Origin of the sequence: Pantoea sp. Pa-EAmG (assembly GCF_030024295.1) — a bacterium.
GTDB classification, from domain to species: Bacteria; Pseudomonadota; Gammaproteobacteria; order Enterobacterales; family Enterobacteriaceae; genus Pantoea; species Pantoea dispersa.
In genome coordinates this window covers 1-14,724 of the sequence record NZ_JASEWO010000025.1, presented here as the reverse complement: position 1 = coordinate 14,724, position 14,724 = coordinate 1, and the positions used below count along the sequence as shown (strand labels likewise).

Genomic DNA, 14,724 nt, shown 5'->3' with positions numbered 1-14,724 from the left:
TACCCTTTCCCACGTTGCAAATTGCCGCGTGGATGCGTATAACTCTGTGTCCATATAGAAGTTTAGACGTCCATATGGATATAAAGAATGCAAACTGAACCGACGCCTTCGCAGGCAAACTTCAAGCGCAGCATGAAGGTGCGGCATCTGGTGATGCTGTCGCTCGGCGGCGTGATTGGCACCGGGCTGTTTTTCAACACCGGCTACATCATCTCCACCACCGGCGCAGCGGGCACGCTGCTGGCCTATCTGATTGGTGCGCTGGTGGTATGGCTGGTAATGGTGTGTCTTGGCGAACTTGCGGTGGCGATGCCGGAAACCGGCGCGTTTCACGTCTACGCCGCGCGCTACCTCAGTCCGGCGACCGGTTACACCGTGGCCTGGCTCTACTGGCTCACCTGGACGGTGGCGCTCGGCTCCAGCCTGACCGCCGCCGGTTTCTGCATGCAGTACTGGTTTCCGACGGTGCCGGTGTGGCTGTGGTGCCTGGTGTTCTGTGTCGCCATCTATCTGCTGAATAGTGTCTCGACGCGCTTCTTTGCCGAGGGGGAGTTCTGGTTCTCCATCATCAAAGTGATCACCATCATTGCCTTTATCGTGCTGGGCGCGGCGGCGATGCTGGGGTTCATCCCGATGAAAGACGGCAGCGCGGCGCCGGGATTACATAACCTGACGGCTTCCGGCTGGCTGCCGCACGGCACGCTGCCGATTCTGATGACCATGGTGGCGGTGAATTTTGCCTTCTCCGGGACCGAGCTGATCGGCATTGCGGCGGGTGAAACCGAGCAGCCGCAGAAAGCGCTGCCGCTGGCGATTCGCACCACCGTGGCGCGCCTGATCATCTTCTTTATCGGCACGGTGTTTGTGCTGGCCGCGCTGATCCCGATGGATCAGGCGGGCATCGTTAAAAGTCCGTTCGTACTGGTGTTCGAAAAGATCGGCATCCCGTACGCGGCGGATATTTTCAACTTCGTGATCCTCACCGCGATCCTGTCAGCGGCGAACTCCGGACTGTACGCCTCAGGACGGATGCTGTGGTCGCTGGCCAATGAAAACACGCTGCCGCGCTGCTTTGCCCGGGTCAACCGGCGCGGCATTCCGCAGCTGGCCATCACCGTGAGTATGCTCGGCGGCCTGCTGGCGCTGTTTTCCAGCGTGATCGCCCCGGATACGGTGTTTGTGGCACTGTCAGCGATTTCCGGCTTTGCCGTGGTAGCGGTGTGGCTCAGCATTTGCGCCTCACACTACATGTTTCGTCGTCGCTATCTGCAGGCGGGCAATACGCCGCAGCAGCTGGCGTACCGCGCGCCGTTCTATCCGCTGGTGCCGATCCTCGGATTTACCCTGTGTCTGCTGGCGTGCATCGGGCTGGCCTTTGACCCGTCACAGCGCATCGCGCTATGGTGCGGCATTCCTTTTGTACTGTTCTGCTACGCTGCTTATTATCTGACGCAAAAACGCCAACACGCTTTCAACGCTAAGGAGACCGATGATGTCGCGTAACCCCATCGCTGCGGCCCTGACTCACACTGATACCCTGATTCTGGATGGCGCGCTGGCGACAGAGCTGGAAGCGCGCGGCTGTAATCTGGCCGATACGCTGTGGTCAGCCAAAGTGCTGATGGAAAATCCCGAGCTGATTTATCAGGTGCACTATGACTACTTTGCCGCCGGCGCTAATGTGGCGATCACCGCCAGCTATCAGGCGACGCCGCTGGGTTTCGCCGCCCGCGGACTGGATAGCGGCCAGGCCAGCGCGCTGATCCGCCAGAGCGTGGCGCTGGCGCAGCGGGCGCGCGACGATTACCGTGCTGCTTCTGGCAGCGAGGCACCGCTGCTGGTGGCCGGATCGGTCGGTCCTTATGGCGCTTATCTGGCCAACGGCGCCGAGTATCGCGGCGACTACGCCTTGCCGGCTGCTGAAATGAAAGATTTCCACCGTCCGCGCGTGGCGGCGCTGCTGGAGGCGGGCGTGGATTTGCTGGCGTGTGAAACGCTGCCGTCGTTTGGTGAAATTCAGGCGCTGATTAGCCTGCTGGCGGAGTTTCCGCACAGCAGCGCGTGGTTCTCTTTCACGCTGCGCGATGCGCAACACCTGAGTGACGGTACGCCGCTGAGCAAGGTGGCGGAAGTCATCAATGCCGCGCCACAGGTGGTCGCTGTCGGCCTCAACTGCGTGGCGCTGGAGAGCGTGACGCCGGCGCTGCAAACGCTACAGGCGCTGACGGACAAGCCGCTGCTGGTCTATCCTAACTCCGGCGAGCAGTATGATGCGGTCAGCAAAAGCTGGCACTCGGCGCCGTCTGGCTGCACGCTGCACGATAAATTCCCCGAATGGCAACAGGCGGGCGCACGGCTGATAGGCGGCTGCTGTCGCACCACGCCACAGGATATCGCGGCGATTGCCGCCTGTTGTCAACCGTAATAAAGCGCAGAAAAGCGCCACTGATAGCGCGATTGAGGCGGGTGAAAAGGCAGAGAGGGCAGTTTAGACTGTCCTTTCTGATTCTGAAGCGGACCTGCTATGAACCTGCGACATCTTCTTCCCGCCTGTGCGCTGCTGCTGAGCGGCTGTGCCACCATTGTCGGCACCGAAACGCAACCGGTAAAAATTGACTCTGTGCCGCAGGGCGCGCGTTTCACCGTGCAGGATGAAACCGGCCGCGCGGTGGCGCAGGGCTATACGCCGCAGACGGTGGATCTGGCGAAATCCAATGGCACCTATTTCGGTAAGAAACATTATCAGGTGATGCTGGAGAGTCCGGGCTACGTGCCGCTGACGCTGCCCATCGAAGCCAGCGCCAACCTGTGGTACGTGCTGGGCAATATTCCGCTGCTCGGTTTCCCCGGCTGGCTGGTGGTCGATCCGTTTTATGGCGGCATGTATGACCTGAAGCCAGCGCACCCGCAGCCGCATCTCAACGTGGTCGGCGCGCGCGGCGGTTAATTTGCACGGATGCGTAGCGGCGCGATTTATCGCGCTTAGTTAAATACGCGCAATAAATTGCGCCGCTACGGTTCGTGCCGATGGTTATTATTGCGCGGTAGGCTTCACCATCGCATTACCGGATTTATGCTGCGCCAGGTACTGCTGCTGGAAAATGCACATGCGGATGGTGTTGCGGTACTCGCCGTTGATGAAAAACTCGTGCTTCAGCACGCCTTCCACCTCAAAACCGAGCTTGGTGTAGATATGAATCGCCTTCTCGTTCTCCTGATCGACAATCAGATACAGCTTGTAAAGATTGAGCACCGAAAAGCCGTAATCCATCGCCAGCTTTGCCGCCCTGCTGGCTAAGCCCTTGCCCTGATGCGCCGGGTCGATGATGATCTGAAACTCCGCCCGGCGATGCACGTGGTTGATCTCCACCAGCTCGACCAGCCCGGCTTTTTGCCCGTCGTGTTCCACCACAAAGCGCCGCTCGGTCTGATCGTGGATGTGCTTATCATACAGGTCAGAAAGCTCCACAAACGCTTCGTACGGCTCTTCAAACCAGTAGCGCATTACGCTGGCATTGTTATCCAGCTGATGGACAAAGTGCAGATCTTCCCGCTCCAGCGGACGTAATTTTACCGTCATACGGTGTTCCTTTAGATGACTGAATGGCTGTTGGGCAGCGGCGCAATCGACCTTCAGGATAAACCGCGCCGCGTTGCGCTCATGCCATGCTAACCAACAATCCGGCCCTGCGCCATGCGCGCGGCGCGATCGCACATATGATCGATCACGTCAGGATCGTGGCTGACCAGCACCATGGTCAGGCCATCATTCTGTTTGAGATCGTTAAGCAGGTTCAGGATCTCGGCCTGTACAGACATATCCAGCGCCGATGTCGGCTCATCCAGCAGCAGGATCTTAGGCTCCAGCAGCAGGGCGCGCACGATGGCCACGCGCTGACGCTGTCCGCCGGACAGCTGATGCGGATAGCGATCCGCCAGCGCCGGATCCAGCCCGACATGGCGGAAGCCCGCGTTGATGCGATCGTCGATGTTATCGCGTCGCAGCAGCTTAAGCGGTTCCGCCAGCGTGCGGCGCAGCCGGTGGCGCGGATGCAGCGAAGCGTAGGGATCCTGAAACACCATCTGCACATCGCGCCGCAGCTGGCCGGTAAAGGGTTTGCCCGGCTGTACGGCGGTGTTTGCCAGCGTCATCTGACCGTGCCAGTGCGGATTCAGTCCGGCCATCACCCACAGCAGCGACGATTTACCGCAGCCGGAAGGCCCTACCAGGCCGAAGCACTCGCCGGCCGCCACCTGCAGGTTCACATCGTGCACCACGGTGCGCAGTTCATAACCCTGTTTGTGCGAGACGCTCAGGTTGGCTAATTCAATCATGCATTTTCTCCAGCGCCGCGCGATCCAGCACCGGCAGACGTTCGCCATGCGTCGCTTTACCCGGACGGCAGGCCCACAGCGTGCGGGTATAAGGATGGCTGGCGTCTGACAGCTGCGCCGCCGGCAGCGTGTCCAGCAGGCGGCCTTTGTACATCACCATCACCCGCTGACAGTGCTCGGAAACCTGTTGCAGATCGTGACTGATCAGCAGCAGGCCCATATTGCGCTGCTCCACCAGACGACGAATCAGCGCCAGCACCTGATCGCGCATGGCGTGATCGAGCGCCGAGGTCGGCTCATCGGCAATCAGCAGATCGGGATCGGTAATCAGTGCGATCGCCAGCATCACGCGCTGGCCCATGCCGCCGGAGAGCTGATGCGGATAGCGCTTCATCAGCTGGCGCGGATCGGGCAGGCCCACCGCGTCCAGCATCTCGCACACTTTCTCTTTGCGCTCGGCACGGCTCAGCTTGCGGTGCAGCACCAGCGGCTCTTCAACCTGCCAGCCAATGGTGCGCGTCGGGTTGAGCGCGTATTTCGGATCCTGCATGACCATCGCCACTTTGCCGCCGCGCAGGCCGATCCAGTCGCGCTCGCGCAGGTGCAGGGCGTCTGCGCCCGCCACCTGTAGCCGGTCAGCCTGCAGCTGCAGCGCGGGCGACAGCAGGCCCATCAGCGCACGCGCGGTCAGGGATTTGCCCGAGCCGGATTCGCCGACCAGCGCCACGCGTTCGCGGCCAAGGGTAAAGCTGATGTTATCCACCAGCAGCGCGTCGTGGCTGCGAATCGTCAGCCCCTGCGCATCAATTAACAGATCATTTGGCATGGCGGGTATCCAGTCGGTCACGCAGGCCGTCGCCTGTCAGATTAAACGCCAGGCTGGCGAACAGAATGGCTGCGCCGGGCGCTGCCGCCACCCACCATTGGTCGAAAATTACTTTACTGCCTTCTGCTACCATCGAGCCCCATTCGGCGGTTGGCGGCTGCACGCCCATGCCGAGGAAGCCCAGCCCGGCGGCAGAAAGAATAATCCCGCCGAGGCTCAGTGCGGCACGCACCACGGCGGTCGGCAGGCAGAGCGGCAGAATGTGGCCAAACATCAGGCGCAGGCCGGTAATGCCCTGCATGCGCGCGGCGGCGAGGTAATCGCTGCGGCGCAATGCCAGGGTTTCCGCGCGTGCCTGCCGGGCGAACGGCGGCCAGCTGGTGAGCGCCAGCGCCAGCGCGCCGTTCATCAGGCCCGGACCCAGCATCGCCACCAGCGCCAGCGCAATCACCAGGTTGGGCAGCGACAGAAAAATATCGGTGATGCGCATCAGCACGCGTTCGGTCCAGCCGCCGACGTAGCCGGCGGTGATGCCGACTAACAGGCCAACCGGAATGGTCAGCACCAGAATCAGCGACACCAGCAGCAGCGTCGGACGTGCGCCGTAGATCACGCGTGACAATAAATCGCGGCCGAAGCCGTCGGTGCCGAACCAGTGCAGCGCCGACGGTGCCAGCAGACGTTGTTCAATCACCTGCGCGTTAGGATCAAACGGCGCCAGCAGCGGTGCCAGCAGCGCCATGACCACCAGCACGATCACCAGCGTCAGGCCGATGGTCAGCGAAGTGATACGCGCCCGGCGCCGGCGCGGGCGCACGGTTTCCAGTTCATGAAGTTGTTGAGTCATCGGGTTCTCGGATCGGTTAACCAGGTGAGGGCGTCGGCCACGGCATTGAGCAGGATAAAGCAGCTGCCAATCAGCAACGTAGCGCCGAGAATCGCCGGAACATCTGCGGAAAACAGCGCGTTGGTCATGTAGCGACCGACGCCCGGCCAGGCGAATACGGTTTCCGTCAGCACGGACCCTTCCAGCAGCGTGGCGTAGGAGAGGGCGATAACGGTGATTAGCGTGCCCAGCACGTTGGGGAAAATATGACGCAGCAGAATGCGCGCCCGGCTAGCGCCTTTCGCGCGCGCCAGCACCACATACTCTTTGCTGCTCTCTTCCAGCAGCGCCGCGCGCAGCAGGCGCGTAATGCCTGCCATCGCCAGCAGGCCGAGAATCACCACCGGCAGCCACAGATGCGCAATTGCGTTGCGAAACATTTCCACATCGCCGGAGAGCCAGCTATCAATCAGTACAAAGCCGGTCTTCGGTTCAAGGGTATAAATCCAGATATCATCCAGCTGGCCCGGACCGGCGGACCAGTGCAGCACGGCGTAGAACAGCAGCAGGCCCAGCAGGCCGAGCCAGAACACCGGCACCGAGTAGCCCAGCAGCGAGATAAAGCGCGCCACGTTATCAATGACGCTGCCCGGTTTCCACGCCGCCAGCAGCGCGAGCGTCACGCCGAACACCGCAGCGAAAATCATCGAACAGGTCGCCAGCTCAAGCGTGGCGGGGAAGGTACGCATCAGGTCGGCGCTGACCGGCTGATTGGTCAGGTGCGACAGGCCGAGATTGCCCTGCGCCAGATGGCTGATATAGCGCCAGAACTGCACCAGCACCGGCTGATCCAGCCCAAGGTCGTGACGCACCTGAGCATAGGTGGCTTCGCTGGCGTGATCGCCGGCGATTTGCTGCACCGGGTCGACTGGCGACAGGTGCGACAGCATGAAAGTAAACGCTAACAAACCCACCAGCGTCACCAGCAGCGACAGCAGACTGGTGACGAGGCGGCTGAAGCGCTGCCAGAGTGGCCGGGCGAACCCGGCCGATGACGCTGACGCTGCCATTACTTCGAAACCTGCGCGTAATACACCATGTCCGGGTTGATCCCCTGCACATAGCCCTGCAGATTGTCGCGCAGCGCAATCAGGTTACGCGCCTGCAGGCCAATCACATACGGCGAGTTCTTCAGCACTTCACGCTGCATCGCCTGATAAAGCGCAACGCGCTTATTGCTGTCGGCTTCGGCCGTCGCCGCCAGCGTCTGTTTGCTCAGCTCCGGGATGTGCCAGTCTGAACGGTAAGCAATGGTTTTGCTGCCATCTTCCGGGTTGTAAGCGAAGGACGCGGCGTTCGTGTTCGGGTCGAAGTAATCCGCGCCCCAGGCGTTGAGCGTAGCTTCATACTGATGCGCCTTCACGCGGGTGGAGACTTCAGAGCTTAAGCCCGGCTGCACTTCCACCTTCACGCCGCCTTTGGCGAAGCTGCCCTGCAGCGCCTGCGCGATATCAAGGTACGGCGGCTGATTGCTGGTGGAGAGCTTAAAGCTGACGTTGGTCAGGCCGGCCTTTTGCAGAATCGCTTTGGCTTTCTCTGGATCGTAGCTGTAAGGCGTGTCGTTCAGCGCACCGAGGAAACCCTTCGGCAGGAAGGTCTGGTGCACTTCAAACTGGCCTTTCAGCAGGTCATTGGCGATACCTTTATAGTCGAACAGGTAGCGTGCCGCTTCCCACAGCGCCGGGTTCTTCAGTACCGGATTGGCACCAACGTTGAACTGAATGTAGTAGAGCGACGCCATCGGAATCGCTTCGGTCTTCACGCCGGCTTTGCCCTTCAGCGCAGCGATCTGATCAGCACCGAGGTTACGCGCGATATCGACATCGCCCTGTTCCAGCAGCAGACGGCGCGCCGCTGGCTCCGGCACGTTTTTGATCAGGATGTTTTTCAGCTTCGGCGCACCGGCCGGTGAGGTCGGGTTGGCGCTAAGCAGTATCGCTTCATGCAGCACCACTTTGCGAATCTGGAACGGGCCGCTGCCGGCCGAGTGGGTGCCGAGCCATGCATGGCCGAAATCACCGTTTTTGGCGTTGGCCTGCGCGGTTTTTTCATCAACGATCGAGGAGACCGGCGCGGACAGCAGGCTCAGCACATAGGCCGGGCTGACGTTGGCGCTCCAGCTAATCTGCACGTGGTCTTCATCGACCTTTTTCAGGAAGCTGTCAACGTTGTCTTTGTTCCAGCCGAGCTGGGTCAGAATAAAGGACGGATCGAGGTTGAGTTTCACCACGCGGCCCAGCGAGAAAATGACATCTTCCGGGCGCAGCGGATTACCGCTGGCGAATTTCGCGTCTTTGCGCAGCGCAAACGTCAGGCTGCGGTTATCACTGCCCGGCTGCCACGACGTCGCCAGCGTTGGCTTGAGATCGGTCGGATTAGCCGGATCGGACTGCACCAGGCGCTGATAAATGTTAGTGAACGCTTGCACGGTAGTCAGTTCAAAGCCCTGGGCCGGATCAAAGCTGTCCGCATCATCCGTAGACTGCGCAATCACCAGCGTATCTTTCGGCGTGGCGGCCTGCGCGGAGAAGGCGGCTACCAGCGACAGTGCCAGCAGTGAGGGAATAATTTTTTTCATGTTGTTTCCTTGCCTTAAAAAAGTAACGCGAGTTTACGAGAGCGCTACAGTGAAGAATAGTCAATTTATGGCTATGCATATGCCGTAATGTTCTAAGCGGTGCGCTTCAGTTATAAGCAAGGTAGCGTGATGCGGTCGGATTAATCTGGCACACCTTATTTCCGCGCGCTTTATCAACCAAATCGCAACGAAAATTAAATCAATCTAAACCACCGGATAATTAACTTTACTTCGCTTCTCGCCCTCCTATAATAGCCGCAACTTCACACAGGAGAATTCAGTTGGACAGTCACCCTTATCGATGGCAATACAAGGCAAGCTGACGCGCGAATTCTTTTGTCGCTGCTTGCCAACATGGCGGGCAGCAATCCTCACCTCTTTCTGATGATTGTTCCCTGATAATGACACAGCAACGGGTTGATGCCCGTGGGAATAGCATCATGCACATGATTTTAAACGCCCTTTTTCCTCCGCCTCGATGCGCGCGCTGATCTTCAGCGTGCTGAGCGTCCCTGCGCGTTAAGCCGCTTCAGGCTGCTGCTGCGCGCAGCGTTATCCAGGATTATGTTATTTCACTCGTTATTCAGCGAGCGACTTTGTTCGCCCATTATTTCCGGGAGGTAATATGGAAATTCCCGACAGGTTATTTTTAATTTAATCCGGTCACGCCGTGACAATTAATACTTTCAACTTGTGCGCCTGGCGCACAGGGACCGTTATTGCCGTAAAAAAATAAACGAGGAATGTCATCATGACTGACATGAAACTCAACCAGGAAAAAAAAGCCTGGAACACCGTGCGCCCGGCACGTCAGAAAACCGCACGCTATCTGATTGAAGATGAAGCCGCTTTTACCGCCGACGAAACGCTGCTGCGCCTGCGCAGCGATGCGCTGGGACTGCTGGAGCGCGAAGCGGAAGCGCGACTGCAGATTTATGGTCGCAATCAGGTGGAGCATGATAAAGCGCCACCGGCGCTGGTGCAGCTGATTCAGGCTTTCAATAATCCGTTCATTTATGTGCTGCTGGCGCTGGCGCTGGTGAGCTTTTTCACCGACTACTGGATGCCGCTGCGCCATGGCGAGGAGACCGATCTGACCGGTGTCATCATCATTGTGACGATGGTAACGCTCAGCGGTTTGCTGCGCTTCTGGCAGGAGTTCCGCACCAACAAAGCGGCACAGGCGCTGAAATCGATGGTGCGCACCACCGCCACCGTGCTGCGCCGGGAATCGGTACAGCAGGCGCCGCAGAAACAGGAAGTGGACATCACCAGCCTGGTGCCGGGTGACATCATCTATCTCTCGGCGGGCGATCTGGTGCCAGCCGATGTGCGGCTGCTCGACTCACGCGATCTGTTTATCAGCCAGGCAATTCTGACCGGCGAATCGTTGCCGGTGGAGAAATATGACGTCACCGGTCACGTGGCCAGCAAGCAGGCCAGCGCCAGCGACAAAGATGCGTCGCTGCTGGAACTGGGCAGCGTATGCCTGATGGGCACCAACGTCTCCAGCGGCAGCGCCAAAGCGGTGGTGGTCGCCACCGGCGGGGAAACTTACTTCGGCAGCCTGGCGAAATCGATTGTTGGTAACCGCACACAAACCGCTTTCGATCGCGGCGTGAACAGCGTCAGCTGGCTGCTGATTCGCTTCATGCTGGTGATGGTGCCGGTGGTGCTGCTGATTAACGGCCTGACCAAAGGCGACTGGCTGGATGCTTCGCTGTTCGCGCTGGCGGTAGCGGTGGGGCTGACGCCGGAAATGCTGCCGATGATTGTCAGCTCGAATCTGGCTAAAGGGGCGATTGCTATGTCGCGCCGTAAAGTGATCGTTAAACGCCTGAACGCGATCCAGAACCTCGGCGCCATGGACATTCTGTGTACCGACAAAACCGGCACGCTGACCCAGGACAACATTATCCTGGAGCACCATCTCGACTGTGCCGGGGTAGAGAACTCGCGCGTCCTGATGCTGAGCTGGCTCAACAGCCATTACCAGAGCGGCACGCCTAACCTGATGGATCGCGCCATCCTGCGCTACGGCAAAGGGCGCATTAGCGCGGACATGAGCGACTACTACAGCAAAGTGGATGAGCTGCCGTTTGATTTTGTGCGGCGTCGCGTTTCGGTGGTGGTGCGCGATCGCCGCCTCAACCAGCAGATGCTGATCTGTAAGGGCGCGGTCGAGGAGATGCTGAGCATTGCCAGCGCCGAGCGCGAAGGCAAACTGATTCAGCCGCTCAATGAAACCCGTCGCGCGGAGCTGCTGGCGCTGGCGCATCAGTACAATCAGCAGGGCTTCCGCGTGCTGCTGGTGGCCAGCCGCGCCCTGGCGGAGCCGGGCCTGCAACAGGCGCTGAGCGTCGCGGATGAACAGGGGCTGACCATCGAAGGGTTGCTGACCTTCCTCGATCCGCCGAAGGAGAGTGCGGCGAAGGCGATTACCGCGCTGAACGAGAACGGCGTAACGGTCAAAGTGCTGACCGGCGATAATCCGGTAGTTACGGCGCGCATCTGTCAGCAGGTGGGCATCGACTGTGGCGAGATCCTCACCGGCGAGGCGATTGCGGCGATGAGCGATGAGCAGCTGGCGCAGGCCGCGGCGCGCAGCTCGGTGTTTGCTAAACTGACGCCGTTGCAGAAGTCACGCATCCTGCGTGCACTGCAGCAGCAGGGCCATACGGTGGGTTTTCTCGGTGACGGCATCAATGATGCGCCGGCGCTGCGTGACGCCGATGTGGGGATCTCGGTCGACAGCGCGGCGGACATCGCCAAAGAGTCTTCAGACATCATCCTGCTGGAAAAGGATTTGATGGTGCTGGAAGAGGGCGTGATGAAGGGGCGCGAGACCTTCGGCAACATCATCAAGTACCTGAACATGACCGCCAGCTCCAACTTCGGCAATGTGTTCTCGGTGCTTGTGGCGAGCGCGTTCATTCCGTTCCTGCCGATGCTGGCGATTCACCTGCTGATTCAGAACCTGATGTACGATCTGTCACAACTGGCGCTGCCGTGGGACAAAATGGATCGCGAGTTCCTGCGCAAACCGCGCAAATGGGACGCGCGCAACATCAAACGCTTTATGCTGTGGATTGGGCCAACGTCGTCCATCTTTGACATCACCACCTTTGCGCTGATGTGGTACGTGTTCGCGGCGAATACCCCAGCGATGCAGTCGCTGTTCCAGTCTGGCTGGTTTGTGGAAGGGCTGCTGTCGCAGACGCTGGTGGTGCACATGCTGCGCACGCGCAAGATTCCGTTTATCCAGAGCCGCGCGGCGCTGCCGGTGCTGCTGACCACCGCCTGCGTAATGATTGCCGGCATTCTGCTGCCGTTCTCGCCGCTCGGCGCGATGGTCGGCCTGGTGCCGCTGCCATGGAGCTATTTCCCGTGGCTGCTGGCCACGCTGCTCGGTTACTGCCTGGTGGCGCAGGGCATGAAAACGCTGTACATCAAGCGTTTTGGCCAGTGGTTCTGAGTGCAGGAGGCGCGATGAAGCAACGCAATCTGGATAAAACGGTGTGCCACCTGCTGATAATTATGGTGGTCATCGTCGTGCTAACGTTAATGTTCCGGTAAGGACAACAGGGCAGGGTATCCTGCCCTTTTTCGTGGCACACCAACCAGCGAGAGACAGATGAGCCAACAACAGCGAGCATTGATTATTGGGGCGTCAAAAGGCATTGGCCTGGCCGTGGTGCAGCAACTACTGCAGGCGGGCTGGCAGGTGACCGCCACCTACCGTTCCACGGCGGTTTCGTTTCAGCATCCGCAGCTGCAGTGGCTGGCACTGGATATCACCGATGGCGCGCAGCGTGACGCGCTGGTCCGGCAGCTCGGCGACGCACCCTTTGATTGCATTCTGATTAACGCCGGGATTCTCGGTCCGCACGCATCGCAGCTGCGCGACGTGGACGATGCGCAGCTCAGCGAGCTGTTCTTTACCAATGCGGTGGCGCCGGTGCGCCTGGCGGAGAGCCTGCTGCCGCTGCTGCGCGATAAACAGAGCGTGCTGGGCCTGACCACGTCGCGTCTCGCCAGCCTCAACGAGAACCGTGACGCGGCGATGCCGTTCTACTCAGCCAGCAAAGCGGCGCTGAATATGCTGAGCCGCGCGCTGGCGACGCAGATGCACCAGCAGGGCAGCACGCTGCTGTCATTGCATCCGGGCTGGGTAAAAACCGACATGGGCGGTGAGGGCGCGGATATCACCGTCACCGAGAGTGCGCAGGGCATGGTCACGCAGCTGCAGCAGTTTAGCGGGCGTGGCGGCCATCATTACGTGGATTACCGCGGCCAGTTGCTGAACTGGTAATGATTAACCTGCTGGTTAGCGCCAGCAGGTTTTTTTCTTACTCGTCCGGCGAATAGTACTGCACGCCGATTTCGATACGTTCGCGACCGCTTGCTACGCGGTGGCGGTTGGTATCGCGCAGCGAATAGATGCAGCCGCAATACTCCTGCTGATAGAAGCGCTCGCGCTTGCTGATCTCGATCATGCGCGACGAACCGCCACCTTTACGCCAGTTAAACTCCCAGTACAGCATATCCGGATAGCGCGCCGCCGCGCGTACGCCGCAGTCGTTGATTTGCTGCATATTCTTCCAGCGCGAAATGCCGAGTGAACTGGTGATCACCGGGAAGCCGTGTTCATGCGCGTACAGCGCGGTGCGCTCGAAGCGCATGTCGAAACACATGGTGCAGCGCACGCCGCGCTCCGGCTCCCACTCCATGCCACGCGCGCGCTCGAACCAGTTGTCTTTGTCGTAATCGGCATCAACAAAAGGCACGCCAAACTGCTCGGCAAAGCGGATGTTCTCCTCTTTGCGCAGCTCGTACTCTTTCAGCGGATGGATGTTCGGGTTGTAGAAGAAGATGGTGTAATCGATGCCGGAAGCCAGCATCGCTTCCATCACTTCTCCCGAGCAGGGAGCGCAGCAGGAGTGCAGCAGCACTTTATTGTGGCCATTCGGCAAGGGCAGCGGCTGGCGTTGAAATGTATCGGACATAAAGTTAATTAATGGTTAAGGGCGATGCGGCAAGTGTAGGGGCAAAGGCCGGCCGATGCAAAGCGTCGGTGGCGTTTCAGGGAGGGGGCCTGTGGCGCTGCGTGGTACCCGTTCGCCGGGGATGCTTAGCGGCGCGATTCATCGCGTAATACATTGCGCCGCTTGCAGGGGCAATGACCCACCTTCGCGCATCACTGCGCAGGCTGCGCGAAGTCAGGTCTCGTCGTGAATAGTGGTTGACGCACCGTTCTGCTGCACCGAGCGGATGCCATTTTCCGCCGCCTGTTTTGAGCTGTACATCTCGCTGGTGGCAATGGTTTCGCCGTTGCTGGCTTTAAGCACAAACCAGTATTTCTGTGACAATGCTGTATCACTTTTTCTCAGTACGTAATATCCCATGTGCTTTCTCCTTGTACCGGCACCCGATGGCCGGTTCGCTTACTATTCGCGCAGCCTGCTTATTAATCAATCACTGATTAGGAATTTGCCCGAATTCAGGAGCGGGATCGCAGCGTTTTGTATCAATCCGGTTGCTGGCAGGCACAAAAAAGGCCGCATCGCGGACTTTTGGGGTAATGAGTTGGTGTTTATCACGCGGGTAAAGCCGTGATGTTCATGAATCGGGTAAATGCTTTACTGCGGGAGACACCTTTCGGATCGCTGAAAAATGGCAGCTGGAATTTCGGTGAATCTTCCAGTGTCAGGCTCCAGATATAATCACCGATAAAACGAAACTGAAGTGAATGGTCACTGATATGCAACTGCTCAAATGTGCCGGATTTATACTCATTGCCAATAGTGACAATTTCCTGAATGCCCTGAGAGGAATCAATCAGCACAATAGTCAGTGATTCCTCGTAGAGCACGTCATCCGTGACAAACAGGATATAGCGGTTATCAGTCACTTTGACTGCTGCCTCAAGGATTTTTCCGGGGATGATTATGCCGGTAGAACTACCGCTGAGTAATACCTCTGATTTCGCCTGTTCGCGGTCCGTTGCGTGTTGCACCTCACCCAAAGATACATCATTAACTTTTTGCATCAGCGCCAAATACATCGCATTTGCCATTCCGCGAGAGCAGCTCCTGCGAA

14 protein-coding genes are annotated in these 14,724 nt (G+C 59.1%); 5 read left to right on the top strand and 9 right to left on the bottom strand.

Features of this window, described 5'->3' with window-relative positions; genetic code table 11:
- Positions 1–87: 87 nt before the first annotated feature.
- From mmuP to QMM04_RS05715, 3 genes are all read left to right on the top strand, one after another.
- The gene (mmuP, locus tag QMM04_RS05725) at positions 88–1,503 is read left to right on the top strand and encodes an S-methylmethionine permease (protein WP_166719519.1); all 1,416 of its coding nucleotides are present in this window, start codon (positions 88–90) and stop codon (positions 1,501–1,503) included.
- A complete protein-coding gene (gene mmuM / locus QMM04_RS05720; RefSeq protein ID WP_058770891.1) occupies positions 1,493–2,425 on the top strand; it encodes a homocysteine S-methyltransferase in 933 nt (310 codons plus the stop codon). Before mmuP ends, mmuM begins: the two co-directional genes overlap by 11 nt.
- Before the next feature lie 99 nt (positions 2,426–2,524).
- The gene (locus QMM04_RS05715; RefSeq protein ID WP_058758247.1) at positions 2,525–2,947 is read left to right on the top strand and encodes a hypothetical protein; all 423 of its coding nucleotides are present in this window, start codon (positions 2,525–2,527) and stop codon (positions 2,945–2,947) included.
- A gap of 87 nt (positions 2,948–3,034) precedes the next feature.
- Here QMM04_RS05715 and speG read toward each other — a convergent pair whose 3' ends face one another.
- From speG to QMM04_RS05685, 6 genes are all read right to left on the bottom strand, one after another.
- Complete coding sequence (speG, locus tag QMM04_RS05710) at positions 3,035–3,580, bottom strand: spermidine N1-acetyltransferase (RefSeq protein WP_021506478.1); 546 nt, start codon at positions 3,578–3,580, stop codon at positions 3,035–3,037.
- An 89-nt stretch (positions 3,581–3,669) separates the two neighbouring features.
- Positions 3,670–4,335: an ABC transporter ATP-binding protein gene (locus QMM04_RS05705; protein ID WP_058776474.1), complete on the bottom strand. Its 666-nt coding sequence runs from the start codon at positions 4,333–4,335 to the stop codon at positions 3,670–3,672.
- Complete coding sequence (locus tag QMM04_RS05700; RefSeq protein ID WP_058781693.1) at positions 4,328–5,161, bottom strand: ABC transporter ATP-binding protein; 834 nt, start codon at positions 5,159–5,161, stop codon at positions 4,328–4,330. Before QMM04_RS05700 ends, QMM04_RS05705 begins: the two co-directional genes overlap by 8 nt.
- Positions 5,151–6,008 carry an ABC transporter permease gene (locus QMM04_RS05695; protein WP_282995806.1) on the bottom strand — a complete coding sequence of 286 codons (858 nt, stop codon included), beginning with the start codon at positions 6,006–6,008 and terminating at the stop codon, positions 5,151–5,153. The genes QMM04_RS05700 and QMM04_RS05695 overlap by 11 nt, the downstream gene beginning before the upstream one ends.
- On the bottom strand, positions 6,005–7,057 hold the full coding sequence (locus QMM04_RS05690) for an ABC transporter permease (protein ID WP_282995805.1): 1,053 nt from the start codon (positions 7,055–7,057) through the stop codon (positions 6,005–6,007). Before QMM04_RS05690 ends, QMM04_RS05695 begins: the two co-directional genes overlap by 4 nt.
- Positions 7,057–8,625 (bottom strand): ABC transporter substrate-binding protein, encoded by a 1,569-nt coding sequence (locus tag QMM04_RS05685; protein ID WP_058776471.1) that lies wholly within the window; start codon positions 8,623–8,625, stop codon positions 7,057–7,059. Before QMM04_RS05685 ends, QMM04_RS05690 begins: the two co-directional genes overlap by 1 nt.
- A gap of 751 nt (positions 8,626–9,376) precedes the next feature.
- On the opposite strand from QMM04_RS05685, the gene mgtA reads away from it, so the two are divergent.
- Both mgtA and QMM04_RS05675 read left to right on the top strand, forming a co-directional pair.
- Positions 9,377–12,100 carry a magnesium-translocating P-type ATPase gene (mgtA, locus tag QMM04_RS05680; RefSeq protein ID WP_282995804.1) on the top strand — a complete coding sequence of 908 codons (2,724 nt, stop codon included), beginning with the start codon at positions 9,377–9,379 and terminating at the stop codon, positions 12,098–12,100.
- Positions 12,101–12,259: 159 nt separating this feature from the next.
- Positions 12,260–12,937 (top strand): SDR family oxidoreductase, encoded by a 678-nt coding sequence (locus QMM04_RS05675; RefSeq protein WP_058781696.1) that lies wholly within the window; start codon positions 12,260–12,262, stop codon positions 12,935–12,937.
- Positions 12,938–12,974: 37 nt separating this feature from the next.
- Here QMM04_RS05675 and QMM04_RS05670 read toward each other — a convergent pair whose 3' ends face one another.
- The 3 genes from QMM04_RS05670 to QMM04_RS05660 form a co-directional block, all read right to left on the bottom strand.
- Positions 12,975–13,631, bottom strand: a complete 657-nt coding sequence (locus tag QMM04_RS05670; protein ID WP_031279356.1) for an epoxyqueuosine reductase QueH — start codon at positions 13,629–13,631, stop codon at positions 12,975–12,977.
- Positions 13,632–13,844: 213 nt separating this feature from the next.
- Complete coding sequence (locus tag QMM04_RS05665) at positions 13,845–14,030, bottom strand: YegP family protein (RefSeq protein ID WP_021506487.1); 186 nt, start codon at positions 14,028–14,030, stop codon at positions 13,845–13,847.
- Between the two features lie 191 nt (positions 14,031–14,221).
- The coding region (locus QMM04_RS05660) for a hypothetical protein (RefSeq protein WP_282995803.1) at positions 14,222–14,724 on the bottom strand (503 nt) is incomplete at its 5' end.

Coding starts and splice junctions, on each gene's coding strand:
- mmuP (WP_166719519.1), top strand. CDS start 88: ATGCAAACTGAACCGACGCCTTCGCAGGCAAACTTCAAGCGCAGCATG.
- mmuM (WP_058770891.1), top strand. CDS start 1,493: ATGTCGCGTAACCCCATCGCTGCGGCCCTGACTCACACTGATACCCTG.
- QMM04_RS05715 (WP_058758247.1), top strand. CDS start 2,525: ATGAACCTGCGACATCTTCTTCCCGCCTGTGCGCTGCTGCTGAGCGGC.
- speG (WP_021506478.1), bottom strand. CDS start 3,580: ATGACGGTAAAATTACGTCCGCTGGAGCGGGAAGATCTGCACTTTGTC.
- QMM04_RS05705 (WP_058776474.1), bottom strand. CDS start 4,335: ATGATTGAATTAGCCAACCTGAGCGTCTCGCACAAACAGGGTTATGAA.
- QMM04_RS05700 (WP_058781693.1), bottom strand. CDS start 5,161: ATGCCAAATGATCTGTTAATTGATGCGCAGGGGCTGACGATTCGCAGC.
- QMM04_RS05695 (WP_282995806.1), bottom strand. CDS start 6,008: ATGACTCAACAACTTCATGAACTGGAAACCGTGCGCCCGCGCCGGCGC.
- QMM04_RS05690 (WP_282995805.1), bottom strand. CDS start 7,057: ATGGCAGCGTCAGCGTCATCGGCCGGGTTCGCCCGGCCACTCTGGCAG.
- QMM04_RS05685 (WP_058776471.1), bottom strand. CDS start 8,625: ATGAAAAAAATTATTCCCTCACTGCTGGCACTGTCGCTGGTAGCCGCC.
- mgtA (WP_282995804.1), top strand. CDS start 9,377: ATGACTGACATGAAACTCAACCAGGAAAAAAAAGCCTGGAACACCGTG.
- QMM04_RS05675 (WP_058781696.1), top strand. CDS start 12,260: ATGAGCCAACAACAGCGAGCATTGATTATTGGGGCGTCAAAAGGCATT.
- QMM04_RS05670 (WP_031279356.1), bottom strand. CDS start 13,631: ATGTCCGATACATTTCAACGCCAGCCGCTGCCCTTGCCGAATGGCCAC.
- QMM04_RS05665 (WP_021506487.1), bottom strand. CDS start 14,030: ATGGGATATTACGTACTGAGAAAAAGTGATACAGCATTGTCACAGAAA.